Source organism: Enterococcus sp. DIV0561 (assembly GCF_050539875.1).
Taxonomy (GTDB): domain Bacteria; phylum Bacillota; class Bacilli; order Lactobacillales; family Enterococcaceae; genus Enterococcus; species Enterococcus faecalis.
Map to the genome: position 1 here is coordinate 2,662,549 of NZ_CP172927.1, position 25,829 is coordinate 2,688,377.

The following is a 25,829-nucleotide window of genomic DNA, read 5'->3' on the forward strand; positions in this document are numbered from 1 at the left end:
AGGAGCGAACCACAATGACGATTGGATTTATTTTTGATTTGGATGGTGTCATTACTGACACCGCCAAATTTCATTATCAAGCTTGGAAAGCGTTGGCCGATTCGCTAGGTATCCCCATTGACGAAACCTTCAACGAAACATTAAAAGGCATTAGTCGGATGGATTCCTTGGACCGCATTTTAGCCCATGGCCACCGTGAAAATGCGTTTACTCCAGCAGAAAAAGAAGCCTTAGCTCAGCAAAAAAATGACCACTACGTTCAATTATTAGAACATTTAACGACAGAAGATGTTTTACCTGGTGTCGTGCCATTGCTACAGCAAGCCCAAGCACGTCACATTCCCTGTGCCGTGGCTTCAGCTTCAAAAAACGCGCCCCTGATTTTGGAAAAATTAGGCGTGCGCGCGTACTTCGCCACAATTGTCGATCCCGACTCGTTAAGCAAAGGCAAACCTGATCCTGAAATCTTTTTAGCCGCCGCTGACAGTATTGGCGTGCTACCGCAAAACGCCATTGGCTTTGAAGATGCACAATCAGGCATTGACGGCTTGAAAGCCGCAGGCATCTATGCCGTCGGCTTGTCGGCCAACCAATCCTTACTCGGAGCCGACATACAAGTCTCTGAAATGACTGAACTAAGCGTTGATGCTCTGCTCAATCGCTAAAGAAGGACAAGAACCTTTAGCAGCAGACACCTCTTTAGTGTAGAGCCGTTTAAGACGGTGACCGATTTTGTTACAAAAAATAACCGTACTCGATCAAAGTTGACGGTTATTTTTTATTGTCATTTTTAACAGCTTTTAGGATTTCACGGATTAACGATAAATTTATTCGTACTTTTCGGGAAAATGTGCTATAATAAAAATGAAAAGAGAGATATGCTTCAACATACCTCTCTGATGCAGAGCCGTTTAAGACGGTGACCATGTTAATTATTTAAAAATAACCGTGCTTGGTCAAAGTTGACGGTTATTTTTTATTGTCATTTTTAAGCAATTTCACAATCAGCGCAATCAAAGCAATGGTAAACATACCAAACCCTAGGATCGTCTGAATTGTTTCATATGCTGACAACAGGCCTCTCCTTTCCGTAAATTTTGGAAGTACGCTCATACGCACCACCTCACTTTCAGATTAGATGGCCACCGCCATAACTTCTCTACACTTAGATTATACCATGTAAAACTAAAAAATAATTAGTTTCAAATATATTTTTTTAGGAAAATGTGCTATAATGAAAACGAAAAGAGAGATATGCTTCAACATACCTCTCTGATGCAGAGCCGTTTAAGACGGTGACCGATTTTGTTACAAAAAATAACCGTACCGATCAAAGTTGACGGTTATTTTTTATTGTCATTTTTAACAGCTTTTTAGTTTCCAAGGATCAATACTTTACTATTAGCAACGAAGTTCATGGTACTTTGTGCTTGTCTCCACGTTCATTTCTTTTGCTTATTATTTAAATCCTACTAACGGAAAAATGAAATCAACGAATTTTATCCCCGCATAAAAACATAAGGCAAACATCAAAATCTTAATTAAGATTTTGACAATTGGTCGTTCAGTTATCTTTTTCATTTGTATACTCCTTTCCAATATTTTTAAAGCTCCAACCTTTTTAATCTTTTTGACATCTATATTTTATCTAATTATAATAAAAGTCACAATAGAGGAAGCATCATTTTTTCATTTCCTTTTTATTCCTTGATTAGTAGTTCAATTTGTAAACATATCATTCTGACAAAATAGAAAAGGGGGTTGTTATAGTATCGAAACAAAATTATCTACAAAGAAAAAAACACTTCTTTATCTCCTGTTCACTTTTTTGACAGCCCTACCCAGCATAGAAGCATTAACTGGAATGAGCTTAATAGCTATAAAAAATAACGAAAAAACCTTGATTATCTTTGATAGTATACTATCTTTAATTATTATTATCGTGCTGTCAGTTTTCTATAAAAAAATAGTAAAGAAAAAAAGCAAGCTATCTTTAAAAATCTATTACTAGCTATTGGCATGTTCTTATTTTCTATTATTCTAAATTTACTTTTCTCACGCATTCCTACTCCAGAAAATCAACATTATATTAATGAAGTCCGAAATGTAGCACCTGTTTTAATGGCCCTTCATACTAGACTCTTTTCACCTATAATAGAAGAACTCCTGACTCGTGGCATTTTTATGAACTTATTTTTTATAAAAAAACACCTCTCGAAGTGTCTTATGTAAAATATTTTTTTCTGGTCTTTTTTTTGGTCTTAGCCATGGACTATTACCATCAATTTCCATGCTTTTTTATTGTGGAATGGGCTGGGTTTTAGCCTCTACCTATTATTTCTGTAATAACAATCTCACGTATCCTCTTGCGATTCATTTGCTATTAAATAATTTATAATACACAAAAAAAACCGCCCACATCAGAAAAATGATGTGGGCGGTTTTTTTGTAATTATTTATTTTTTGTTTCAAATAACGGACTAACTGGTTTGTTTTCGTGGATACGTTTAATCGCATCTCCGATTAATTCACCAACGCTGACTTCGTCAATTTTAGCAATTTTACGATCATCAGATAGGTAAATAGAGTCTGTTACAACTAAGCGTTCAATTGCTGAATCTTCAATACGTTGTAAGGCTGGTCCTGATAAAACGGGATGTGTACAAGAAGCGTAAACGTCTTTTGCTCCAGCTTCTTTCAATGCGTTTGCAGCAAGAGAAATTGTCCCCGCTGTGTCAATCATGTCATCAATTAAGACACATGTTTTGCCTTCCACATGACCAATGATATTCATTACTTCTGCTACGTTCGCTTTTGGACGACGTTTGTCAATGATCGCAATTGGTGCTTTTAAGAATTCTGCCAATTTACGCGCACGCGTTACACCACCATGGTCAGGGGAAACAACAACGACGTCATCGCCTTGAATGCCGTGTTCGATGAAGTAATCGGCAATTAATGGTGCACCCATCAAATGATCCACTGGAATATCAAAGAATCCTTGAATTTGGACCGCATGTAAGTCCAATGTCAACATTCTTGTTGCGCCAGCTTTTTCAATCATGTTTGCAACAAGTTTAGCAGTGATTGGTTCCCGGGCACGTGCTTTACGGTCTTGACGTGCATACCCATAATAAGGCATAACCACGTTAATTGTTTTAGCACTCGCACGTTTTAACGCATCAATCATGATTAATAGTTCCATTAAGTTATCGTTAACAGGGCTACTTGTTGATTGAATGACGTAAACATGTGCACCACGAATACTTTCTTCAATATTCACTTGAATTTCGCCATCACTAAATTGTGTTACAGAGCACTTTCCTAGCTCCACACCCACAGCATCCGCAATTTTTTCTGCTAAGGGACGATTAGAGTTCAAAGAAAAGATTTTCAATCTTGGATCAAAATAATGTTTCGACATTAGAACCTCCACTTTCTATTTCAGCCAATTCGTTAAAACTGAACAATACTTTCCTTCTAAAATAATAGTAGTCCTAGCCAAATAAATCAAGAGATTTTCTGTATTTCATACAAGATATTCATCAAAAGTCGCTTTCTTCTAACTATTTTATCGTATTTGTCTAAAAAATGAGGATTATTTGAATAAAGAAAGGTACTCGCCATAGCCTTCTTTTTCTAAATCTGCCACTGGCACAAATCTCAAAGCTGCCGCATTAATGCAATAACGTAAGCCGCCTTCTTGGAGTGGGCCATCAGTGAAAACATGCCCTAAATGTGAATCCGCTTCTTGACTGCGAACTTCTACTCGGTGCATGCCGTGACTAAAATCAGCTTTTTCTTTGACGCCACGTTTTTCAATTGGTTTGGTAAAGGATGGCCAGCCGCAACCAGCATCGTATTTGTCCAGGGAGCTAAACAACGGTTCGCCACTAACAACGTCTACATAGATTCCGTCTTGGTAAAAGTCATCATATTCTCCTGAAAAAGGGCGTTCTGTTGCGTTTTCTTGTGTGACGGCATATTGAAGATCCGTCAAGGTTTGTTTTAATTCTTCTTCTGTTGGTTTTGTCATTCTGTCCACTCCTTTTCTTCTGTTCAATTTATTGGGTTCAATGATACCACGTTTGCCAAACAGGCACCTAATAGTTTGCATAGTAAAAGACAGTCCTTTCTCTTTTTGACGAATGAAAAGGACTGTCTTTTATTAGTTGAATTCTTTTAGTAGTCGGGCTACTTTGGCAATTGGTAAGCCCATAATGGCGTAATAATCGCCAGCGATTGCTTCAATTAATAATGCTCCTTGTCCTTGGATACCATAAGCGCCTGCTTTGTCGGCATATTCTGCGGTATCTAAGTAAGCATGGATTTCCGTGTCTGTCAGTGGATAAAACGTCACGGTTGAATGAACTGTCGCGGAGCGCTCTTTTTCCCCTTGTTTCAACGTCACACTTGTATACACGTCATGTGTTTTGCCACTTAGGAGGCGCAACATGCGATAACCGTCTTCCCGAGAAGTGGGTTTGCCGAGGATTTCTCCCGCCAATGCCACAATTGTATCGCAGCCAATGACTAGTGCTTCGGGGGTTTGTTCTGCTATAGCCGCTGCTTTTTGGGCAGCCATTTGCGCCACATATTCTGCTGGTAAGCCGTCTTTGCCAACAGTTTCATCGATATCGGCTGGTGCAATCGTAAAAGTTGGGACCACACGCTTTAATAACTCCTGACGGCGAGGAGATTGGGATGCTAAAATAATTTGCATAAATTGATGACGCCTCGTTTCTTTTTAATGGGGGTCTTGAATGCGTTTAAACATTCGTTCCATATCTGAATTCGTAAAATGAATCAGCACCGGACGTCCATGCGGACAATTAAACGGATTTTCGCACAAAGCTAAATCTTTTAATAGCACGCGTGCTTGTTGCTCATTGAGGTAATGATTGGCTTTGATGGATCGCTTACAGCTCATCATAATGGCAGTTGCTTCACGGAATTTTTTCACGCTGACCGAGCCAGTTGTTAGCAACATATCAATCATCTCGCGAACAATGCTTTCCTCTTCGCCTGCAGGATACCAAGTTGGGTGCGCCCGCACAATGAAACTATTTTGTCCAAAGTCTTCCAAATGGATGCCGACTTCTGCAAGGGTTTCTTTCTGCTCTTTAATTTTCAAGGCATCACTATTTGGATAATCAATAACGATTGGTACCAATAATTCTTGTAAATCATCACTGACTTCGCCAATTTTTTCACGGAAGTACTCGTATTTAATTCGTTCTTGGGCAGCGTGTTGGTCGATAATAAACAGGCCATCTTTGCTTTGTGCGAATAAATAAGTTCCGTGCATTTGACCGAAGTATTCTAGCTCAGGAAAACGTTCTGTCGGTCGTTCTTCTTCCAACTTATTCAGGGCTTGTTTCAGTTCTCTTTGACTCGCAGCGCTATTGGCATCAAATTCTGGGTGAAGTTTCATTTCTTCTTGGAAAACCTCGTCAGCAACCTCTGATGAACGCAGAGAAGGTTCTGAATCAGATACTTCAGTTATTTTCGTTTCTTCGGCTATTATCTGTTGCTCATTACTAGCTGTTTCCCAATGATTTGCGGAATCAACAGCTGCCGAAGAGATTTCGTAAGCTGACGTTTCTTCCGCTACACTCGTTGATTCTGGTACTGGCGGCGCAAATGGATCGTCCATTGGGTCCACTGCTCTTTCTGTCTGGTTGACAGTTTCAGGGGCGCTTGAGACTGGTGTTTCGTCTGTCGCATGTTCCGCATAGAAGCGACCTGTTGCGGGATTATAGCTTAAGCTGCCCGGTCGTTGTTTTACCGCAGGTTGTTCAGTCGATAAAGGAATTTCCATTTGTTCGGCTTTAGGTTCTGGCGGTAGTTTCTTTTTAAACCGCAAATTGTCTGCCGCATTGGGAATCAACTGTTCTTGGCTCAACACTTCTTGAATCGCCTGTTCAATTAATGCCATTAAATCTTTTTCTTTACTTAAACGAACTTCTTGCTTAGTAGGATGGACATTGACATCGACTAACAGCGGATCCATTTCAATTTCTAACACAGCAATTGGAAAACGCCCCACCATTAGTTTCGAACCATAGCCGGCTACAATTGCTTTATTTAACGCGAAATTTTTAATATAGCGACCATTGATAATCGTTGATAAATAGTTGCGGCTGGCCCGTGTGACTTCTGGCAATGAGACATACCCTGTCAAAGTAAAATCAAGGTCTTTTCCTTCAATTTTCAACATTTTCTTTGCGGTGCTAATGCCATAAATCCCCGCAATCGTTTGTTTTAAATCACCATTGCCTGTTGTACTCATCATTTTGTGGCCGTCATGAACTAAGCGAAAAGCGACTTTAGGGTGACTTAACGCCAGACGATTGACAATGTCACCGATATTGGCCAATTCCGTTTGGATCGTTTTGACGTATTTCAAACGAGCAGGCGTATTATAAAATAAATTAGAAACGGTCATTTTTGTGCCTTTACGGAGGGCTGCTGGTCGGTTTTCTTCGACCTTGCCCCCTTTTAGAATCACATAGCTGCCTTCTTCTTCCTCAGCTGTGGCAGTTTCGACAATCATTTCAGAAACTGAGGCAATACTTGGTAAGGCTTCGCCTCGGAACCCCAAGCTGCGAATTCGAAACAAATCATCTCTTGTATGAATTTTGCTTGTGGCATGGCGTTTGAAGGCATTCAGTACATCTTCTTTGGCAATTCCTTCACCATTATCAATAATTTGAATGGTTTTCAAGCCAGCTTCTTCAATAAAAATATCAATTTGGGTGCTTCCTGCATCCAGTGCATTTTCCACCAATTCTTTGACGACAGAAGCGGGACGTTCAACAACTTCACCAGCAGCAATCTGGTTGGCTAGTTGTTCGGATAGTTCTTGAATTTTCCCCATTTCACGACCTCCTAACCGGTTCGGTTCCTAATTAGATACGTTTTTGCAATTGATGAAGCATGTTTAACGCATCTAGTGGTGTCATTTCTAATAGATTCATTTTCTTCAATGTGTCAATGACACTTAATTCTTCTGTTGAAACTTCTTTAAATAATGAAAGTTGCTCGGTTTCTTCATGGACTTCTGAAACTTCTTCATGATGAACTGAACTTGGAATCGTTGTTTCTTCTGCTTCTAAAGCGGATAAAATGGTGGCTGCTCGTTCTAAAAGCGGGCTTGGTAAACCAGCGATTTTAGCAACATGTATCCCATAGCTCTTATCAGCAGGTCCTTCCATCATTTTATGAAGAAAGACCACTTCGCCATCTTTTTCAACAGCGCCCACGTGAATATTCTTCAAGCCTTTTAAGGTTTCATCTAGAACAGTTAGTTCATGATAATGTGTAGAGAATAGCGTTTTGGCTTGTACTTCACGATGGATATATTCAATGATGGCTTGCGCTAGCGCCATTCCATCATAGGTTGCCGTGCCGCGTCCTAATTCATCAAATAAAATTAGGCTGTTAGGCGTGGCGTGCCGCAGTGCTTGGTTGGCTTCCATCATTTCTACCATAAAGGTACTTTGCCCTGCAATTAGATCATCAGAGGCCCCAATCCGTGTAAAAATTTGATCGAAAATTGGCATTTCAGCACTTTCCGCTGGTACAAAACAGCCAATTTGCGCCATGACCACCGTCAAAGCCAATTGACGCATGTAGGTACTTTTCCCTGACATGTTTGGTCCAGTAATCAAGAGAATATCTGTTTCTGGGTTCATGCGGATACTGTTTGGAATGTATTCTTGATGCCCTAAAACTTTTTCCACGACTGGGTGTCGTCCTTCGACAATCGCCAAATTTTTCGTGTTACTTCTTAACGTTGGTCGAACGTATTGATACCGTTCACTAATTGTTGCAAAAGATTGTAAAACATCAACCGCACTAATGGTTTTAGCCAGTGTTTGCAATCGATCAATATTCGTTTTCACTTGTTCTCTCACGGCCAAGAATAATTGATATTCTAGTTCAACTGATTTTTCTTCGGCTTCTAAGATTAAACGCTCTAGTTCTTTTAGTTCTGGCGTAATAAAGCGCTCCGCATTAGCTAATGTTTGCTTACGCTCGTATTTTCCTTCTTCTAAATTCGCTAAATTTGACTTAGTGATTTCAATGAAATAACCAAAGACACGATTGTAGCCAATCTTCAAGTTTTTAATGCCTGTTTCTTGGCGTTCTTTCGCTTCTAACTCCGCTAACCATTGCTTACCATTACGCATGGCATCACGGTATTCATCTAATTGGTCGTTATAGCCGTCTTTAATAACATTTCCTTCAGTAATTTGTAAAGGGGCTTCTTCATTAATCGCCGTCGCAATCAATGCCACTAAATCTTCAACAGGGTTTAAGTCGACTAATAAATCATCCCATTCCCCTTGATTGATCCCGACAATTAACTGTCGAATCGTTGGTACTTGTTCTAAAGAGATCCGTAATTGAATTAAATCACGCCCATTCACACTGCCGAATGCCACGCGTCCTGCTAACCGCTCTAAATCATAAACGTTCGTCAATGCTGCTTGCAAATCTAAGCGTTCAAAATAGGCATTTAATAAGGATTGCACCATTTCTTGACGCGCCTTAATTTGACGTTCCTGAATTAGCGGACGATCCAACCATTGTTTCAACAAACGGCCGCCCATAGCTGTTTTCGTTTCATCTAATAGCCACAAAAGAGTCCCTTTTTTCTGTCCTGTTCGAATCGACTGACTCAATTCTAAATTGAATTTAGAATAATGATCCATTTTTAAGAAATGATCTGGCTGATATTCCACAGCTTTCTGAATATGGGACAAGCTCCGCTTTTGGGTAACAGATAAATAAGATAATAACTTGCCTGTAATTTCAATTTCTAATGGATTAATCAGTTCATTGGTTAAAAAACTAAACTCGGCATTTTCTTCCACCGTTTCTTGTGTCGAAAAGATAATATTTAAACGTAAACTTAAGTTCTCTTTTAACGATTCAGGGATCCCTGAACCTAGGACCATTTCTTTTGTTTGCAACGCAGAAGCTTCGTTCAAAACGCCCTCTTCATCAGCCAAGACTGCTGTTTTTAATTCGCCTGTACTCAAATCTACATAGGCAAAACCGAACTGATTACCATCTGTTAGCACAGCGGTTAAGTAATTATTGTCTTTGGCTTCCAAGCCTTTACTATTCATCACCGTTCCTGGCGTTACCAACTGGACCACTTCTCGTTTGACCATACCCTTGGTAGTCTTTGGATCTTCCACTTGCTCACAAATCGCTACTTTATAGCCTTGCTCAATCAACGTATCAATGTAACCTTGCGCGGCATGATAAGGAACGCCACACATAGGAATCGGATCATCCGCATTGCGGTTACGACTGGTTAACGTCAATTCTAAGATTTGCGCTGCATTGATAGCATCTTCATAAAATAACTCATAAAAATCACCTAAGCGATAAAATAAAAACGCATCCTTGTATTGGTCCTTAATGGATAAATATTGTTCCATCATGGGTGTATTTTTTGTCTTTTGTGGCATTTAATTCCCTTCCTTCTCTAGCTCTTCGTTCACGCGGTATTGAATGAGCGCCGTGACATGTTGGACTAAGTCATTGGCTTCGATCAGTTGTTCGCGGTAGGCTACAACGAGTGGGTGCTCATCAAATTCTTTTGTTTTCGCATCGGCTCGTTGAATGGCTTCTTTTTCAGCAGTTGGTTTGCCATAGTGAGCAAATTGAACCGCATCTTTTTGTGCAGCTTTAATTTCTTCCACTAATTCTGTCAGCTTTTTGTTTTTCTTTACCTTTTCTTCAATCGCTTGGTAGCGCTGAATGACTTCATCTTGTCCAATTAAATGTAACAATTTTTCTAATTCTTTATTACTTTGTGCATCTAAATTCAACGGCTCCATTTTTTTCACCTTCATCTTTCACCGGCACTTTTTCTATAAGAGCAGAAAAAGTTAACCTCTTAATGATCCGAGATTAACTTTTCTTCTATTATTCTTGAAACGGGCGATCTTCACTAATCTGAATCGGCTCAATCATCTTCGCTTGGCCCGTTTGGTCATCAATCTCTAAAATACAGGCAGATAAAATTGTCCGCCCTGTTTCGACTACCTCAAAGCGCTTCGGCAATGCTGTCATAAACTTCTCAATAATCGGTTCACGCTTCATTCCTAAAATCCCATCATAAGGACCGGTCATACCGACATCACTTAAGAAGGCTGTCCCTTTCGGTAAAATCCGAGCATCATTTGTTTGAACATGCGTATGTGTTCCAACAACGGCTGAAACTTGGCCATCTAAAAACCAGCTCATGGCTTGTTTTTCGCTCGTCGTTTCGCCATGAAAATCCACAAAAATGAGCGGTGTCCGTTTGCGAGCGATAGCCACTAGCTCGGCGGCTTTCTTGAAAGGATCTTCCAATGGCACCATAAATGTGCGGGCCTGTAAATTAATCACCGCTAGTTCCAATTGATTGACTTTCACAAAAACCATTCCTTGACCAGGCACATCTTCTGGAAAGTTCGCTGGACGAACCATTTTCTTCGCATCATCAATGAATTCAAAGATATCCTTGTTGTCCCACGTATGGTTACCCATCGTAACAACATCGACACCATCTTGCAAAAATTTCTTATAAATCTTGCCAGTAATTCCCCGACCAGATGCCGCATTTTCACCATTGGCAATGGTCACTTGTGGACGATATTTCTTCTTTAATTTAGGGACATACGTTGCTAAGGCTTCTCTTCCTAAAGAACCGACAACATCTCCTATAAATAATATACGCAAAAAGGTTCCTCTTCTCTTTTTAACATCTCTTGTTTATTATAGTTGTTTTCGCTTTGAAAAGAAAGTTTTGGTTTTAAAAGATTAAAAAAAGTGTCTCAACGAACAATCCTTGCAATTGTTCGTTGAGACACTACACGCGATACTTATTCGCTTTTTATTTTATTTCGCATAGTCAACGGCACGTGTTTCACGGATAACCGTTACTTTGATATGTCCTGGATAATCCAAGTCATCTTCAATTTTCTTCCGAATGTCTCGAACTAAACGAACAGATTCTAAATCAGAAATTTCTTCTGGTTTCACCATGACACGAACTTCACGTCCTGCTTGAACAGCAAAACTTGAATCCACGCCTTCAAAACTATTAGAAATATTTTCTAAGTTTTCTAAGCGGCGAATGTAGTTTTCTAACGATTCACTACGTGCACCTGGACGGGCTGCAGATAACGCATCTGCGGCTGCCACTAAAACAGAAATAACTGAGGTTGCTTCCACATCACCATGATGCGAGGCAATGGCATTAATAACTACTGAATTTTCTTTATATTTCGCAGCTAATTCTGCGCCAATCTCAACGTGAGAACCTTCAATTTCATGATCTAATGCTTTCCCAATATCATGTAGTAAACCTGCACGTTTGGCTAATTGAACATCTTCGCCTAATTCGGCGGCTAAAACGCCAGCCAGTTTTGCTACTTCGATTGAGTGGTTCAAGACATTTTGACCATAACTTGTTCTGAAACGTAAACGGCCTAAAATTTTAATTAAATCAGGATGTAACGTATGAGCACCTACTTCAAAGGCTGCTTGTTCTCCGTATTCACGAATCCGTTCATCCATTTCTTTACGTGATTTTTCTACCATTTCTTCGATACGAGCGGGATGAATCCGACCATCTTGGATTAATTTTTCCAAGGTCATTCGAGCGATTTCTCGTCTGATTGGATCAAATCCGGATAACACAACCGCTTCTGGCGTATCATCAATGATTAAGTCAATCCCTGTTAATGTTTCCAATGTACGAATATTACGTCCTTCACGACCAATAATGCGACCTTTCATCTCATCATTTGGTAAAGTGACCACGGAAACAGTTGTTTCAGAAACAGAATCAGCGGCGCAACGTTGAATTGCTAGGGAAAGCAAGTTCTTCGCTTTGCGATCAGATTCTTCTTTGGCACGTTGTTCTGACTCCTTGACCATCAAGGTTAGTTCATGATTCAACTCTTCTTCTGTTGACTTCATAATAATCGATTTTGCTTCTTCTTTTGAAAGGGAAGCAATTCGTTCTAATTCTTGATGTTGCTGATTAATTAAGTTTTCTACTTCTTTTTCTCGCTCATCAATTAATTGCTGTCTAGCACCAAGTTTCTCTTCTTTTTCTTCCAGTGAGCCTTCACGTTTTTCAAGAGAGTCATCTTTACGATCCAACGTTTGTTCCCGTTGAATTAAACGATTTTCTTGAGATTTAAGTTCTAATCTGCTTTCTTTCAACTCACTTTCAATTTCTGAACGATACTTCTGGTTCTCTTCCTTAGCTTCTAGCAATGCTTCTTTTTTCAGTGTTTCTGATTCTTTCCGAGCGTTCTCGAGAATACTGGACGCTGAAATTTTTGCACCATTTATTGCTTTATCATGACGTGACTTTGCAATAACAAATCCTAAACCAAGACCGACAATCAAACCGACGATAGCGAGGAGAATATTTAAAACCATATTTCCACCTCCATACTATCTTTTTGTTAATTCATATCTTGTAGTTTTTTGATAAACTAAAATCAATTATCAATATGCCTACTTGCATATTTGTGCATACACACAATTTTATTCTAATGTTTGTCGCGAAAGGTGTCAACTTAAAAAAGCCCTTTCTTTTGGAAAGGGCAGCAAATATTAGACAACGTCACATTTTTAGGTTTCCGCCGTCACGAATTGTTTAAATTTTAGAACAAACGCCGCATAGTCTGCCGTTTGACTAAGCTGCTTGATGTGGATGGGTTCGGACATGATTTCAATAAATTTTTCAAAAAAGTCATCAAAGATTGGTGCGTCTTCTTGACGAATTGCTACTAAAGCCACCAACTTCACCTCATAATTGGCCCACCGAATCGGCTCTTGTAAGGTCATGATTGAAATACCACTTTTCTCTGCTGTCCGATCAATAGCATGGGGGACAGCGATACCTGATGGAAAACTTGTTGGAGAAAGCTGTTCTCGTTTTTTCACACTTTTTTTAAAATCACTCGAACAATATTTTTGTATTCTCATTCGTTGAATCATTTGATCAAGTAACATTTCAGGGGTTAAATCTGCTGGATCAATCTGGCTAAAATATAACTCCTTAGCAATGAACTGATCTGTTCTTATCTCCATCTGCCGCTTTCGCTTTTGTCCTTTTAAAAGATACATTCGATTTTCAATTTTCCGCAGTTCTTTTGTTGTAATAAAGGGATGAATAAAGATTGCTCCTTCATATTTTGTGGCTAACCTACGATTAGTAGTGACTAGCAAATCAAATTTTTTCTGATCAATATTGGTCTGACGAACGACTTTTATATTTATTTGGTTCCCAAAATGTTCTTGAAGTTTTTTCTGAAGCACTTCACGCATATTATGATAATCTTCCACCACTAGTAAAAGGAGAAATGGTTGCTGTTCTGTTCGCTGACTTTCCAAAAATGAGCCAAGATGTAAAGCGATAAAAGAAATCTCATCTTCTGTAAACCAAATATTTAAACGTTCTTGAATAAAGGAGGAAATGTAAACAGAAATGTCATAAATCAAAGGATAGCCTGTCTTTAAGTCCCATAAACGACTATTCCTTGTAAAAGCTTCAACATTTGAACGATCATATAGTCCCTGTAAATGAATTGCTAATTTATTGAAAAACTCTTTGTTTTTCAATTGAATAAAATAGATTTGCTCAACCTTTTGTAAAACTTCTTCTAACACTTCAATAATTTTCGGATTCACAATCTGTTGTAATTGTGTTTTTTCACTATTCACTGTGTGTTCTTTTTGAATTCCTACAAATAATAACGAAAGTTGCGCTAACTCTTCTTTCGAGAATAGAATGTCGTAAGTTTCTTCTAAACGTAGGGCAATTTCTTTGGCCATTTGATATTCTTCTGAGTGATTTTCTGCTAATTTTGGTTTCGTTAACAAGGTGTGGCCTTGTCGGATACGCTCAATGCTAATCGCATAATGTAAAACAATATTGTTCAAGACATACTGGTTTAACCTTCTTTCATAATTAAAAAAAGTTTGTTGAATCATTTCCTCTAACTCTTCTAACGAAATATAGCCAATCATTTCCCGTACACTACGGGTCAATTTTTCTTGAAAATCACTTTCTGCATATAATAATGAAACCATGTATTGCCGTTTAGCGCGTTCTGTTCCTGTTAACCAAATATTCGCTCCTTTAAAACAAATCGTTGTTTGTTGATTTGCTAACTCTTCTTTTAATTGTTGAAGGTCATTTTTGGCGGTTGATTCAGAAATGTATAAACAATCAGCTAAATCGTACAGGTTCACTCCTTCAGAGGAATGTTTTAATAGTTCAAGAAAAATTCTAGCTTTTCGTTCCTTACTGGGCGTTTCCTGTAAAATCGAAATTTGATCATTTCTACGATAGCCCCGTTGACTAGACAAAATAGCTTCTGGGTAGGCTTCATTGATTTTTGCGACACGGTTGCGAATCGTTCTTGTTGTACAACCACAAAATTCTGCTAACTCTTTGGCTGTCACCCAATGATGTTGCTGACTTTCTAAAAAAAGTATTATCTCTCTTTGCTTACTTTCCAACCTTCCCACATCCCTTTAAAAGAAAAGAAGAAGACGATTGCTTTTTATTAAAACAATAATCAACTTCTTCAATTAATCTAGATTTCTTCACCATTGGTTGCAATCACTTTTTGATACCAAGTAAAGCTATCTTTTTTCATACGTTTTCCTGTTCCCTTCCCTTCATTATCTAAATCAACATAAACAAACCCATATCGTTTTTCCATTTGCGCTGAAGAACAACTAATGATATCAATCGGTCCCCAAGCACAATAAGCAATCACATCTACGCCATCATACATGGCTTTTTTCATTTGTTGGATGTGTTCAGATAAATAAGAAATTCGATAATCATCATGGATTTGACCATCTGTCACTTTATCATACATACCAAACCCATTTTCCGCTATAATTATCGGTTTCCCATAACGATCCCAATATTGAGAAAGTGAGTTGTATAATCCCTGAGGGTCTACTGCCCAGCCCCAAGGATTGACTTTCAGTGTTGGATTTGGCGTGACAGATGCTGGATTCATTGAATTTTTTTCTGAATCAACCATCTGTGAATAATAATAAGAAATTGCTAAATAATCCATCGTATTTTCTTTTAGCATTTGTTGATCTTCAAGTGTAATATCTATCTCAATTCCGTGTTCTTCAAAATAGTTCAACGCATATTGCGGGTACTCACCACGAAATTGAACATCTGTATAAAAGTATTCCATTCGATTTCGCTTCATGGCTAAAATGACGTCATCTGGCTTACACGAAAAAGGGTAGACAGTACAGTAGGCAACCATTGTTCCCATTTGCATTTGAGGATTAATTTTTTTAGCGTACGCAACTAATTGTGCACTTGCGATAAACTGATGGTGAATCGCTTGAAAACTTGCTTCTTCATAATTATCCACTGTATCATAAGGAATTGCTGTTGAGTTAAACGGTTCAAATTGAATCAGATTAATTTGATTAATGACAATCCAATATTTTACTTTTTCTTTGTAACGTTCCAAAAGGACTTTGCCATATTTTACAAATAAATCAATAACTTTTCGATTGTTCCAACCACCATATTTCAATGAAATTTCAATCGGAGTTTCATAATGTAGAATAGTGATGATTGGTTCCATCCCTAATTCAATGATTTTGTCGATTAATCGATCATAATAAGCCAAGCCCGCTTCGTTTGGTGTTTCTTCTTCCCCTGTTGGAAAAATCCGCGTCCAATCAATAGAAGTTCGGAATGTTTTGAAACCTAATTCTTTAAGCAATGCTAAATCTTCTGGATAAGTATGATAAAAATCAATCCCATGACGTTTAGGATAGTAGCCATCAGTATCTGCTAGATTCGCTTGAATGTCTGCTACAGACATGCCTTTTATTTGTTCTTGGCTGATTTCTGCATTTGTTTTATCTGGATAGTATTTGTGTACATCCGCTAAACTGATGCCTTTACAATCTACTTGAAACGCTCCTTCTGCTTGATTTGCGGCAATTGCGCCACCCCATAAAAAATCCTTTGGCATCTGATAATCTTTAAACATTATTTTTCCTCCTGACATAATTGTTGACTAAACTTTTTAAAAAGCTTCACTAAATGCTCACCAATTAAAATTTCACTTTGAGCCGTCATTAAGGTATCTTGTGCATGACAAAACAGCGTCGAGTAACGAATTTGTTCTCCTGAAGCTTCTAATTGTAACGTATCTGTCTGTATGCCATGTGCTAAAACGACTTCTTTCCGTGCCTCTATTAACTCCTTTTGTGCCTGCTCATACGAAGTCTCTTCTAATTTTTCTAACGCTTGAACTAGATGGTCTCTCGCATTTCCTGCATGAATTAAAATATTCATTGATAACTGATTTAACTGCTCATTTTCTTCCATAATAACCTCTCCTTTAACCTTAAATAATTACTTCTTTTTGCACTTCTTTTTCTTGCTTAAGCAGTGATTGATCATATGCTTTGAAAAATGGCAAGAATACCAGCCATGTAATGACAAAAATAAGCACGCAAACAACAACCGCTCGAATATCTTGTGTCGCTAAATAAGAGGTAAATGGATATGGCATATACCATAATAAAAAGCTTTGCGTAGGAATATTGACGAATCCCCAATACATCGTAGCGTAGGCAATTGATGGAACAACGAGTGCATTAATCCACATAGGAATCATCAAGTATGGATTAAAGGCAATTGGCGCACCGAAAACTAGTGGCTCGTTGATATTAAAAATTGAAGGAATCAACACGGCTTTGCCAATTGCTTTTAGTTGTGCAGATTTGCTAAGTAAAACCATCATGACAGACAAGGACAATGTTGCACCAATCCCGCCCATCGATGAAAAAGCGTAACACGTTTCTTGTGTCGCAATATTCACTGCATGACCACCATTCGCTACAGCTTCCGCATTTGCAGCTAAACCAGCCATATAAACAGGATAGATTACAGGCATCATCACCCAACCAGAGATTCCAAATGTATAAAGAAAGACTGGAATAAACACAGATAAAACAAACCCCGGATATGATTGCACAATATTTGCTAATGGACTGAAAATTAGAATAACGATATCAAAAAAATCAATCCTAAATTGAATAGTGATCAACCAACCGACAAACAAGATAAAGGTAATTGGCAGCAGACTATTAAACCAACCAACCACAAAATCGGGAATTGGTGTATCTTCATCAAAAAAAGATTTTTTGGCAGCCAAATGCATCACAAGACTAACAAAAAGGCCTGTAATCATCGCTAAAAACATCCCTGTTGCACCAAACCTTGAAAGAATAAAGGTAATTTCACCTTTCTCAGATAACGTTGGAAAGAGCAACATCATAAACAAAACAATGCTAGTAGCACCTGCTATTAATTTTTGTCCGCTATGACCTTTCTTCTCCATCAAATAATAAGGAATCATAAACGAAACGATTAACCCAAACATTCCAAAAGAAAAATTACTAATCATTGAAAAATCTGGCATGCTTGGAAAGAGATTTTTTAACAAAGAGACCACTGTAACTAACGAACCTACAAAAACCAATGGAAGAGCCGCCATAATTGCATCCTGTATAGCAGAAATCCAAGGATTTTTAACTACTTTATTCACTTTCGGCGCGAAAGAGTTCGTCATAAAATCCATAATTTTTTTCATTCACTCATTCCTCCATTGTCATTATTAGGTCTAAGGCTTTTTCTCCATCTAAGGTTCCATAAATAGCTTGTGGAATAATCATAGCCTTCACTTTTTTCTCAGTCATTTGCTCTTGAATATCATTTAACATATAAGCTAAATGTGGTCCAATTAACAAACAATCAATTTCATTTATACGTTCATCCAGTTGAGATTCACTTGTCGCTTTAACTGTCACTTCAATCTGTCTTTTTTTAGCAGCTTTTCTAATCGCTGCAGCCATGAATCCACTTGATGCACCCGAACCACAAATTAGTAAAATATTTTTCATTTTCTCCACCACTTTCTTTTTTGTGTCTTAATTATAGAAAAAACTTGTATTCGCTTACAAATAAATATTTTTCCTATCCTTAGGAAACAAAAAAAGACAACACCTGTCCTGTTCAGTAAGTGTTGTCTTTCTTCTTAACGAGTCGTATTCACTCGTTATTTATTCATCTAAAGGTAGTTCTTCTTGACCTTCTGCTTCTTCTGTAATGGTTGAACCGTCACCGATGCCATATGCATCACGGACCAATTTAGACACTTCTGCCATCATTTCAGGATGATCCGCCATGTATTGTTTGGCATTTTCACGGCCTTGGCCAATTCGTTCTTCTTTGTAGCCATACCAAGCACCACTTTTACTGATAAGGTCTTTTTCCACAGCCATATCTAGTAATTCGCCTTCTTGGGAAATCCCTTGGCCATACATGATATCAACTTCTGCCACTTTAAATGGTGGCGCCACTTTGTTTTTAACGACTTTAATTTTTGTGCGGTTACCGACGATGTCTGTTCCTTGTTTTAACTGTTCTGCACGACGGACTTCTAGACGAACCGTTGCGTAGAATTTCAATGCACGTCCACCAGGAGTTGTTTCAGGATTTCCGAACATCACGCCAACTTTTTCACGAATTTGGTTAATGAAAATAGCAATTGTTTTTGTCTTATTAATTGAGCCTGATAATTTACGTAGTGCTTGAGACATTAGTCGAGCTTGTAAGCCGACATGGCTCGCTCCCATCTCACCATCAATCTCTGCACGAGGAACTAACGCAGCAACCGAGTCGATGACAACAATGTCAATCGCACCACTTGAAACTAAGGCATCGGCAATCTCTAAGCCTTGCTCACCCGTATCTGGTTGAGATAAAAGTAATTCATCAATGTTAACGCCTAGTTTCTCCGCATATTGAGGATCCAATGCATGCTCAGCATCGATAAAAGCGGCTGTTCCACCATTTCGTTGCACTTCTGCAATTGCGTGTAAAGAAACAGTTGTTTTACCTGAACTCTCAGGACCATATACTTCAATAATTCGGCCACGTGGATACCCACCTACGCCCAATGCAACATCTAACGCTAAAGAACCACTAGGGATAGTTGAAATTTTTTGATCAGCTTTTTCGCCTAATTTCATAATAGAACCTTTCCCAAAGTTCTTTTCAATTTTTTTCAGTGCGGCATCTAAAGCCACTTTACGATCATCTGCCAATGGATAATCCTCCTTTAATTTATATAAACTTATTTTTCATTTCCTGTTAGTAGGTCTATCATATCTCTTTTGTACCAAAAAAGCAAGAAAAAACCGAACAAACATTCGCATATTTATTTTTTATTAATGATTCGGCGTCGCAAAAGATCTAACCCTCGCATAACCGCGCTCTGTCTAATATAATTTCGGTCACGGTTAAAATGGAAACATTCTGCAACGGTTGGTTGGCCTTCTTCCGCCAGCCCAATCCAAACAGTGCCTGTCGGTTGACCTTCGAGTGGGTCACCAGCGACCCCAGTAAATGATAAACCATAGTTAGATTTAGCTAACTGACGCGCTTTCTCTGCCATTTCTTTGGCACACGCTTCACTTACCGTGCCATGCTCTTCTAAAAGTTCATGAGAAATTCCTAAAAAGTTCTCTTTTGTTTCTTGCGAATACGTCACGAAGCCTCCCTTAAAAATCTTCGAAGCACCCGCAATTTCCCCCAGTGTACTTTGGAATAGGCCAGCGGTGAGGCTCTCAGCAGCCGTGACGGTTTGTCCGTTTTGTAATAACAAATCCACTGTTACCTTGGCTAAACTATTGTCATCCCCATACCCATAAAAATAGTCCCCCACTTTAGCTAAAATCTTTTCTTCCGTCGCTGTTAATAATTCTTCGCCAGCTACTAAGTCTTTTGTTTTAACTGTTAAACGAAGTGTCACTTCATTAGGCTTAGCATAAGGCGCAATGGTTGGATTCGTTTGGTGCGCAATCAACGATTGAATCTCGGTCACCAGCTGTGATTCACCAATGCCATAAAAACGCAAGACTCTTGAAATCAATTGTTCTTCTTGTGGAAACGCATCAATCAATAAAGGTCGTGCCGCTTGTTGGAACATCGGAATTAATTCATTGGGCGGCCCTGGTAAGAGCAAATAGCTTGTTGCGCCTTCTGTTACGAAAGAACCAACCGCTAATCCTGTCGGGTTTTGAAGAACTTGTCCACCTTCAATGGCTAACACTTGTCGTAGATTATTTTCCGTCATTGGTCGCTTAGACTGTTGGAAAAACTGGTGCAAGCGGTTCAATCCTTCTTGATCTTCTACTAATGATTTATGGAGATGTTGTGCAACAACTTGCTTGGTTAAATCGTCTTCTGTTGGTCCTAGTCCTCCACAAAGGACAATTAAATCACTTCTTTGTTCTGCTTCTGTTAGTAACGTTTCTAAGCGGCCGCCGTTATCGCCAACAACGGTCTGATAGTAAACATCGATGCCTAGCGCAGCTAACTCTTCTGATAAAAAGGTGGCGTTGGTATTCACTACTTGTCCCAGTAATAACTCTGTTCCGACTGCAATGATTTCTGCTTTCATTGATTTCCCCTTCTCTAATAACATACGTAGTTAAACTCACTTTCCATTTTAGCACAACAAAATTTTTACAAAAGAATTTGAGCTTCAAGAAATAATTTTTTTATCAGGAAATTTATTAATTATTACGAAAAAAATGTTCATTTTCTCACAATACATTGTATAATAACGTTATATCGAAAGGAGAGAAATGAATGAGTGTAGTATTAGTACTTTTGGGTCTATTAGGGTTACTTGTCAGCGGGGGACTGACTATCAAAGCATTAATTAAGAAACAACCGAAAAAACAATATGGCTATGCCGCATTAGCAAGTGCCGCTCTATTTATTGGTGGGGTTGCCACGACAGATTCTTCCCCAACGCTTTCACTTGATGCAGAGAGTGTTGAAACCGATGCCAATGGCTCAGCCACCATCAAAGGCGAATACGACGGCAACAGCAAATTAACGGCCAATGGCAAGGAAGTAAAAACGAAAGACAAAACGTTTGCTTACAAAGTAAAACTGTCCGATGAAAAAACGCAAAAAATCACCTTTGTGGCTGAGAAGAAAGATACCAAAGTTGAAAAATCAGTCGAAGTCACACCGTCAAAAGAATTTATTGCGAGCATCACAGATTCTGAGCAAGAATTGGCCAAAACAGAAAAAGCCTTAGCTTACGCTGAAAAACAACCTTCTCAGAAAAACTATGATGAAGCCGCAACCTTAGTATCTTCATTAAGTCAAGAATACGAGGAATACAATGATCGCCTTGAAAAAATCAAAGAAGCAGTACCTGTTGATGAAGCAGTTACAACTGCTGAAAAATCTAAAAGTAAAAGCGATTATCAAGCAGCTGAAAAATTAGTAGCTGCTGCCCCAGTTGGCAAAGAAGGCTTTCAACAACGTTTAGCGACTGTTCAAACTGCTATCGCTGAAAAAGAAAAAAATGAACAATTAGTCGCCAGTGCGACAGCCGCTGTTGAAAAAGCTGAACAAGAACCAACTAATGAAGCTTACTATAATGAAGCGATCAAACAAATTGACGCTTTAAACTCCCCAAATCAAGCTTTAACCAAACGAGTAGCCGTTGTTAAAACTCAGTTAGATACCCACAAAGAAAAACAACGAAAAGAAGCAGAAGCTCAGAAACTAGCCGCTGAAAAAGCGCAAAAAGAACAAGCCGAAGCGGCAGCAAAAGCGCAAGCTGAAGCAGAGACGCAACAAGCCGCACAGGCGCCGGCGGAAGTCGAGACGGCTGCTGCAGAAGCGCCAAGCGGCAACGCCTTAATTAAAGGGTCACGTAATGGAATTTATCATGTGCCTGGAAGTAGATATTATAATAAAACTACGAATCCAGTAGCTTGGTTCTCTACTGTTGAAGAAGCAGAAGCAGCAGGATACCGAGCACCCAAACAGTAAATACATTAGCAATAATTAATCAAACAAGAAAAATGGGGCCTCCGTTAAAACAACGGATGCCCCATTTTCTTGTTTCTTTTATTGATACACACTGATTCGTTGATTTGGGTGTGCATTACTTTCCACTTCATCTAACATGGCAACGGCGTAATCTGCGTAACTAATGTAGCTGTCACCTTGGCTATTGGTTGTTAATTCTTCGCCAGCGACTTCATAATGACCTGTCGCAGGACCTTCAGCATCAAACATGGCTGCAGGACTAATATAGGTCCAGTGGATGTTTTGAGCTTCTTTCAATAAATTTAAAGCTTCGCCCATCGCCGAAGCTAATGGCTGAATCTCTGCTGGGAATGATGGGGTATCTTTTAATTGAGTTGTGTGTTCTGGGTCCACATATAAGGTTCCAGCGCCCCCAACGACAAACAAGCGCGTTTTTTGATTGGTTAAAATCTCAATCAAATGCTGGGTAGATTTGGGGAAATCTTGCACATTAGGGAATCCTAAGGCACTAATTAATACATCAAACGCTTGAATATCTTCTGTTGTTAATTGATAAACATCTTTTTCAATGGTCGGTGTGCCATCTGTTATTTTTGAGGCATTACGAACGATGGCTGTCACGTCCATCCCGCGACGTTTAGCTTCTGCTAAAAGTAATTGTCCTTCTTTTCCTGTTGCTCCTAATACTGCTACTTTCATGTAAATCATCCTTTCATTTTTAAATAGAACTAAAATAGTTACATTTGACACTTTAAAAGTAGAGAGATTACTTATCTCTCTTAACTTCTATTTCATGAATCACATCTGCTAAGGTGATGCTTTTCAATTCTTCTTCCATTTTTTGTTGCACTTTAGTAAATTCAGTTTCTAGTACCGATTGGATATTTGCCCCAACGGAACAGTTTGGATTAGGATTTTGATGAATATTGAAAATCTCTCGTTCCAATTCAACCGCTGTATAAATTTCATACAGTGAGATCTCTTCTGGTTTCTTTAATAAGGTATTTTTATTGGCTCCACGCATGGAATGAATCAAGCCGGCTTTTTTTAACTGACTCATTAGTCGTCGAACAACGACTGGATTCGTATTCACGCTCGAAGCAATGTATTCAGAAGTCACTTGTTCTTGAGGACCTGTTTCAATCAAACTTAAAATATGAATCGCAACACTTAATTTCGTTGACATGGCCATGTCTAATCACTCCAAACTAAATGTAACGTTATTTGTTACATTTACAGAATACGCTGTTTCGTTTTATTTGTCAATGAGAAACCTCTGACTATTCAAAATAAAAATCATTTGTTGAAACCACACGGGCCCCAAACGGCATTAATGCTAATTTCGCCAATTTAAAGGACTGTTGCCCAAACGGAATACCGATGATTGTCAGACAAAGCAACAAGCCACTAATACAATGCCCAATTGCTAATGGTAGTCCACTGATAATCAGCCAAATAATGTTTACCACCAAAGATACGCCGCTATCACTATACACGACTCGCTTTTTAAACGGCCAAAAGCTCAACCCCGCTAATTTGAAGCATTGTAAACCAATCGGAATACCGATAATTGTAATACACCAAATCACGCCTGCGAATAGCCAAGATAAGCCACCAAAAAAGCCGCCAAAGATAAACCATAAAATATTGCCAAGTGTTTTCATTCTTGTTCCTCTACTTTCCTCATTAAAAATTATGCATGTGAGTAAGTATATCATGAAAGCTTCTTTTTGTTTCAAACAATATTGTAAGGTTGCTGACTCGTTAAAAGACGAAGACACTGTTTCATGATACAATGAAGAAACTAACGATAAAGGAGCAGACTTCATGGACTTACATTTAACCGTTGATCTAAAAAAAACAAAGACACTCATTGACTTAGCCGATCAGGCCCACTTAATCATTGAACAAACAACTAAATTACCGAAAAAAGAGGCAGCGATTCTTTTCTTGCTAAGAGATAACCAACTAGTTGCTTTAGGACTTGCTGAAGAAAAAGCTACATATAAAGAAGTTTCTTTTGATCACTCGATTTTGTTGAAACCGACTTGGGACACAGAACTTGCCTATTTAGCGCAAGCTTTCCTAGATGATGCGAAAGAAAGTGGTTTAACATTGGAAGCAACCCCAACGACAGTCAAAATTCCGAAAAGTGCGGTAGCGACAGTGACTAACTATAAAGAAACGGTCACCTTTATCTTGGAACGTTTTGGCTACTCTCTGTTTAAAAAACCGGCGCCGAAAAAAGCCAGACCAGCCAAAGCACGCCACAAATGGACAAAAGAAGTTAGCCAAATTCCTTTTTATATTGATACTCGACAAAGCAAAGCAACTGTTTTTTGGCAAAAGCGCAATGAAATGCTTATTAAAGCTGGCGCGACAATGATGCCAGAAGCCCCTTTAAATAAAGACGGCTCTGTCGGTTTCTCCGCCAGATTTGGTGAAAAACTTCGTGATGAACGCAAGGGCCAATTTAAAGACTTTGTCACAACGGAAGATATCGTCTTAAAAAGCGTTAATGAAGTCGGCTTGTTTCTCTATTTTGCTGGAACAAACAGCTGGTTAGAGCTAGTTGATGAGAACGGCAAAACCTTAAATGAATGGACTGTGGTGGAATAACCCTTATAAAAAATGTCACGCCTGAACTTTACGATTCAGACGTGACATTTTTTTAATTTAAATAACTTTTTGCTATCGCTTGATACTTATCAATCATATCTAAATAATTATCAATTTCGACATATTCGTCGATTTGGTGTGGCAAAGTTGGAACGCCCGGTCCAAAGACAACGCAATCAAATTTATTTTTTGATTTAGTGAATTCAGCTAAATCTGTGGTTCCTGCTGCTGTTATCAATGGCAACGGTTGGTCAAATTGGGCTTGAATGGCTTGAATTAACGCAGAATCTTTCTCAGCTTTTACAGGAATTTTATTGTAATCAATCGTTAATTCTAACTGATGTTTTTCTTTTTTGTTCAATTCATCAACAATTTTTTGTAATAACGCAATAACTTGGTCGTTGCTGAATTCTGGAATTGAACGGATATTCCCTTGCAAGGTAGCTTGACCTGGAATACTGTTCACTTGTGTACCACCTTTAATGACGGTTACATTGTGAATCGTTCGACCCAATTCAGGATTTTCATAGTTTGCTGTGACTTCCGCCATTTGTTGGTTCGCTTCTGTAATAAATTCGTTCAAATTATTAATCGCATTAATGCCTTCTTCTGGCATGGAACTGTGGGCTTCTTTTCCGTGTGACACAACAGAATAGTTAATTGAACCCATGTGCGCATACATCAAGTTATAATTGGTTGGTTCTCCAATGACTAAGGCACTTAAATCATCCGCATAGCCTTTTTCAGTTAATTGTTCGGCTCCTAGTTCGCCTACTTCTTCGCCGACTGTACCTAAAAATTTAACCGCTCCATTTAATGGGACTTTCTTTTCTTTTAATTCAATCATTGCTAAAACCATTGCGACTAAGCCGCTTTTCATGTCTGTTGCGCCACGTCCATACAATTTATTTCCTTCAATATGGGCCGCAAATGGCGGGAAAGTCCATTGACTTTCGTCCCCTTCAGAAACCACGTCCATGTGGCCACTAAACCCTAAGACTTTTTCTCGGTTTTCACCTAAATAAGCAACCAAACTACTACGATTTGGTGCATAAGAAACAAGTTCAGAAGGGATCTCATATTTTTTCAAAAGATTTTGTAAATAGATTGCCACTTCTTCTTCGTTTCCATTTACAGATTTAATTTTAACCACATCTTGTAAAATACTAATTTTTTCTGATTTTTCCATTGCCATTCGCCCTTTCTTGTTATGCTTAATTCTAGTGTACGCTTCTCTCAGTAAAACCGCAAC

The 25,829-nt window shown here is 38.7% G+C and carries 25 protein-coding genes; 4 read left to right on the forward strand and 21 right to left on the reverse strand.

Features of this window, described 5'->3' with window-relative positions:
* Positions 1–14 precede the first annotated feature (14 nt).
* On the forward strand, positions 15–665 hold the full coding sequence (gene pgmB, locus IGM13_RS12720) for a beta-phosphoglucomutase (RefSeq protein WP_002419627.1): 651 nt from the start codon (positions 15–17) through the stop codon (positions 663–665).
* 304 nt (positions 666–969) lie between these two features.
* On the opposite strand, the gene pepG1 is transcribed toward pgmB, so the two are convergent.
* Positions 970–1,113, reverse strand: coding sequence for a type I toxin-antitoxin system toxin PepG1 (pepG1, locus tag IGM13_RS12725; protein ID WP_002392696.1), 144 nt, complete (start codon positions 1,111–1,113; stop codon positions 970–972).
* A 345-nt stretch (positions 1,114–1,458) separates the two neighbouring features.
* The gene (locus tag IGM13_RS12730; RefSeq protein WP_002419628.1) at positions 1,459–1,581 is read right to left on the reverse strand and encodes a hypothetical protein; all 123 of its coding nucleotides are present in this window, start codon (positions 1,579–1,581) and stop codon (positions 1,459–1,461) included.
* 652 nt (positions 1,582–2,233) lie between these two features.
* Here IGM13_RS12730 and IGM13_RS12735 point away from each other — a divergent pair.
* Positions 2,234–2,398 (forward strand): CPBP family glutamic-type intramembrane protease, encoded by a 165-nt coding sequence (locus IGM13_RS12735; protein ID WP_224567316.1) that lies wholly within the window; start codon positions 2,234–2,236, stop codon positions 2,396–2,398.
* A 54-nt stretch (positions 2,399–2,452) separates the two neighbouring features.
* On the opposite strand, the gene IGM13_RS12740 is transcribed toward IGM13_RS12735, so the two are convergent.
* The 15 genes from IGM13_RS12740 to IGM13_RS12810 form a co-directional block, all read right to left on the reverse strand.
* Positions 2,453–3,424 carry a ribose-phosphate diphosphokinase gene (locus IGM13_RS12740; protein ID WP_002381060.1) on the reverse strand — a complete coding sequence of 324 codons (972 nt, stop codon included), beginning with the start codon at positions 3,422–3,424 and terminating at the stop codon, positions 2,453–2,455.
* 174 nt (positions 3,425–3,598) lie between these two features.
* Entirely contained in the window at positions 3,599–4,036 is a 438-nt protein-coding gene (msrB, locus tag IGM13_RS12745) for a peptide-methionine (R)-S-oxide reductase MsrB (RefSeq protein WP_010715474.1), read from the reverse strand.
* 132 nt (positions 4,037–4,168) lie between these two features.
* Positions 4,169–4,723 (reverse strand): Maf family protein, encoded by a 555-nt coding sequence (locus IGM13_RS12750; RefSeq protein WP_002419630.1) that lies wholly within the window; start codon positions 4,721–4,723, stop codon positions 4,169–4,171.
* A 24-nt stretch (positions 4,724–4,747) separates the two neighbouring features.
* Positions 4,748–6,880, reverse strand: a complete 2,133-nt coding sequence (mutL, locus tag IGM13_RS12755) for a DNA mismatch repair endonuclease MutL (RefSeq protein WP_002419631.1) — start codon at positions 6,878–6,880, stop codon at positions 4,748–4,750.
* 31 nt (positions 6,881–6,911) lie between these two features.
* Positions 6,912–9,488: a DNA mismatch repair protein MutS gene (mutS, locus tag IGM13_RS12760; protein ID WP_048945183.1), complete on the reverse strand. Its 2,577-nt coding sequence runs from the start codon at positions 9,486–9,488 to the stop codon at positions 6,912–6,914.
* A complete protein-coding gene (locus IGM13_RS12765; RefSeq protein WP_002359008.1) occupies positions 9,489–9,875 on the reverse strand; it encodes a RicAFT regulatory complex protein RicA family protein in 387 nt (128 codons plus the stop codon).
* A 73-nt stretch (positions 9,876–9,948) separates the two neighbouring features.
* Positions 9,949–10,746 (reverse strand): TIGR00282 family metallophosphoesterase, encoded by a 798-nt coding sequence (locus IGM13_RS12770; protein ID WP_002354864.1) that lies wholly within the window; start codon positions 10,744–10,746, stop codon positions 9,949–9,951.
* Between the two features lie 159 nt (positions 10,747–10,905).
* Positions 10,906–12,462, reverse strand: a complete 1,557-nt coding sequence (gene rny, locus IGM13_RS12775; RefSeq protein WP_002354863.1) for a ribonuclease Y — start codon at positions 12,460–12,462, stop codon at positions 10,906–10,908.
* 195 nt (positions 12,463–12,657) lie between these two features.
* Positions 12,658–14,562 carry a BglG family transcription antiterminator gene (locus IGM13_RS12780; protein ID WP_002383208.1) on the reverse strand — a complete coding sequence of 635 codons (1,905 nt, stop codon included), beginning with the start codon at positions 14,560–14,562 and terminating at the stop codon, positions 12,658–12,660.
* Positions 14,563–14,630: 68 nt separating this feature from the next.
* Entirely contained in the window at positions 14,631–16,094 is a 1,464-nt protein-coding gene (locus IGM13_RS12785) for a glycoside hydrolase family 1 protein (protein ID WP_218776098.1), read from the reverse strand.
* The gene (locus tag IGM13_RS12790) at positions 16,076–16,417 is read right to left on the reverse strand and encodes a PTS lactose/cellobiose transporter subunit IIA (protein WP_002359005.1); all 342 of its coding nucleotides are present in this window, start codon (positions 16,415–16,417) and stop codon (positions 16,076–16,078) included. The genes IGM13_RS12785 and IGM13_RS12790 overlap by 19 nt, the downstream gene beginning before the upstream one ends.
* Positions 16,418–16,436: 19 nt before the next feature.
* Positions 16,437–17,687 carry a PTS sugar transporter subunit IIC gene (locus tag IGM13_RS12795; RefSeq protein ID WP_002383206.1) on the reverse strand — a complete coding sequence of 417 codons (1,251 nt, stop codon included), beginning with the start codon at positions 17,685–17,687 and terminating at the stop codon, positions 16,437–16,439.
* A gap of 4 nt (positions 17,688–17,691) precedes the next feature.
* A complete protein-coding gene (locus tag IGM13_RS12800; RefSeq protein ID WP_048945184.1) occupies positions 17,692–17,997 on the reverse strand; it encodes a PTS sugar transporter subunit IIB in 306 nt (101 codons plus the stop codon).
* A 159-nt stretch (positions 17,998–18,156) separates the two neighbouring features.
* Positions 18,157–19,203, reverse strand: a complete 1,047-nt coding sequence (recA, locus tag IGM13_RS12805; protein ID WP_002354860.1) for a recombinase RecA — start codon at positions 19,201–19,203, stop codon at positions 18,157–18,159.
* A gap of 113 nt (positions 19,204–19,316) precedes the next feature.
* Positions 19,317–20,561, reverse strand: coding sequence for a competence/damage-inducible protein A (locus IGM13_RS12810; protein ID WP_010715478.1), 1,245 nt, complete (start codon positions 20,559–20,561; stop codon positions 19,317–19,319).
* A gap of 191 nt (positions 20,562–20,752) precedes the next feature.
* Here IGM13_RS12810 and IGM13_RS12815 point away from each other — a divergent pair, with 191 nt between their 5' ends.
* Positions 20,753–21,958 (forward strand): hypothetical protein, encoded by a 1,206-nt coding sequence (locus tag IGM13_RS12815; protein ID WP_002383203.1) that lies wholly within the window; start codon positions 20,753–20,755, stop codon positions 21,956–21,958.
* Positions 21,959–22,036: 78 nt separating this feature from the next.
* Here the strand turns inward: IGM13_RS12815 and IGM13_RS12820 are convergent, their stop codons facing one another.
* The 3 genes from IGM13_RS12820 to IGM13_RS12830 form a co-directional block, all read right to left on the reverse strand.
* A complete protein-coding gene (locus IGM13_RS12820) occupies positions 22,037–22,666 on the reverse strand; it encodes an NAD(P)-dependent oxidoreductase (protein ID WP_016614229.1) in 630 nt (209 codons plus the stop codon).
* A gap of 58 nt (positions 22,667–22,724) precedes the next feature.
* Positions 22,725–23,150 (reverse strand): Rrf2 family transcriptional regulator, encoded by a 426-nt coding sequence (locus tag IGM13_RS12825; RefSeq protein ID WP_002383201.1) that lies wholly within the window; start codon positions 23,148–23,150, stop codon positions 22,725–22,727.
* An 88-nt stretch (positions 23,151–23,238) separates the two neighbouring features.
* Complete coding sequence (locus tag IGM13_RS12830; RefSeq protein WP_002358999.1) at positions 23,239–23,622, reverse strand: YccF domain-containing protein; 384 nt, start codon at positions 23,620–23,622, stop codon at positions 23,239–23,241.
* A gap of 163 nt (positions 23,623–23,785) precedes the next feature.
* Here IGM13_RS12830 and IGM13_RS12835 point away from each other — a divergent pair, with 163 nt between their 5' ends.
* Positions 23,786–24,577, forward strand: coding sequence for a hypothetical protein (locus tag IGM13_RS12835; protein ID WP_002367471.1), 792 nt, complete (start codon positions 23,786–23,788; stop codon positions 24,575–24,577).
* A 52-nt stretch (positions 24,578–24,629) separates the two neighbouring features.
* On the opposite strand, the gene IGM13_RS12840 is transcribed toward IGM13_RS12835, so the two are convergent.
* Positions 24,630–25,766 (reverse strand): ArgE/DapE family deacylase, encoded by a 1,137-nt coding sequence (locus IGM13_RS12840; RefSeq protein WP_033591618.1) that lies wholly within the window; start codon positions 25,764–25,766, stop codon positions 24,630–24,632.
* Positions 25,767–25,829: the final 63 nt, after the last annotated feature.

Coding starts and splice junctions, on each gene's coding strand:
- IGM13_RS12750 (WP_002419630.1), bottom strand. CDS start 4,723: ATGCAAATTATTTTAGCATCCCAATCTCCTCGCCGTCAGGAGTTATTA.
- IGM13_RS12790 (WP_002359005.1), bottom strand. CDS start 16,417: ATGGAAGAAAATGAGCAGTTAAATCAGTTATCAATGAATATTTTAATT.
- IGM13_RS12810 (WP_010715478.1), bottom strand. CDS start 20,561: ATGAAAGCAGAAATCATTGCAGTCGGAACAGAGTTATTACTGGGACAA.
- IGM13_RS12815 (WP_002383203.1), top strand. CDS start 20,753: ATGAGTGTAGTATTAGTACTTTTGGGTCTATTAGGGTTACTTGTCAGC.
- mutS (WP_048945183.1), bottom strand. CDS start 9,488: ATGCCACAAAAGACAAAAAATACACCCATGATGGAACAATATTTATCC.
- IGM13_RS12740 (WP_002381060.1), bottom strand. CDS start 3,424: ATGTCGAAACATTATTTTGATCCAAGATTGAAAATCTTTTCTTTGAAC.
- IGM13_RS12730 (WP_002419628.1), bottom strand. CDS start 1,581: ATGAAAAAGATAACTGAACGACCAATTGTCAAAATCTTAATTAAGATT.
- pepG1 (WP_002392696.1), bottom strand. CDS start 1,113: ATGAGCGTACTTCCAAAATTTACGGAAAGGAGAGGCCTGTTGTCAGCA.
- IGM13_RS12840 (WP_033591618.1), bottom strand. CDS start 25,766: ATGGAAAAATCAGAAAAAATTAGTATTTTACAAGATGTGGTTAAAATT.
- IGM13_RS12820 (WP_016614229.1), bottom strand. CDS start 22,666: ATGATTTACATGAAAGTAGCAGTATTAGGAGCAACAGGAAAAGAAGGA.
- IGM13_RS12785 (WP_218776098.1), bottom strand. CDS start 16,094: ATGTCAGGAGGAAAAATAATGTTTAAAGATTATCAGATGCCAAAGGAT.
- msrB (WP_010715474.1), bottom strand. CDS start 4,036: ATGACAAAACCAACAGAAGAAGAATTAAAACAAACCTTGACGGATCTT.
- IGM13_RS12825 (WP_002383201.1), bottom strand. CDS start 23,150: ATGGCCATGTCAACGAAATTAAGTGTTGCGATTCATATTTTAAGTTTG.
- rny (WP_002354863.1), bottom strand. CDS start 12,462: ATGGTTTTAAATATTCTCCTCGCTATCGTCGGTTTGATTGTCGGTCTT.
- IGM13_RS12765 (WP_002359008.1), bottom strand. CDS start 9,875: ATGAAGGTGAAAAAAATGGAGCCGTTGAATTTAGATGCACAAAGTAAT.
- pgmB (WP_002419627.1), top strand. CDS start 15: ATGACGATTGGATTTATTTTTGATTTGGATGGTGTCATTACTGACACC.
- mutL (WP_002419631.1), bottom strand. CDS start 6,880: ATGGGGAAAATTCAAGAACTATCCGAACAACTAGCCAACCAGATTGCT.
- IGM13_RS12835 (WP_002367471.1), top strand. CDS start 23,786: ATGGACTTACATTTAACCGTTGATCTAAAAAAAACAAAGACACTCATT.
- IGM13_RS12830 (WP_002358999.1), bottom strand. CDS start 23,622: ATGAAAACACTTGGCAATATTTTATGGTTTATCTTTGGCGGCTTTTTT.
- IGM13_RS12795 (WP_002383206.1), bottom strand. CDS start 17,687: ATGAAAAAAATTATGGATTTTATGACGAACTCTTTCGCGCCGAAAGTG.
- IGM13_RS12800 (WP_048945184.1), bottom strand. CDS start 17,997: ATGAAAAATATTTTACTAATTTGTGGTTCGGGTGCATCAAGTGGATTC.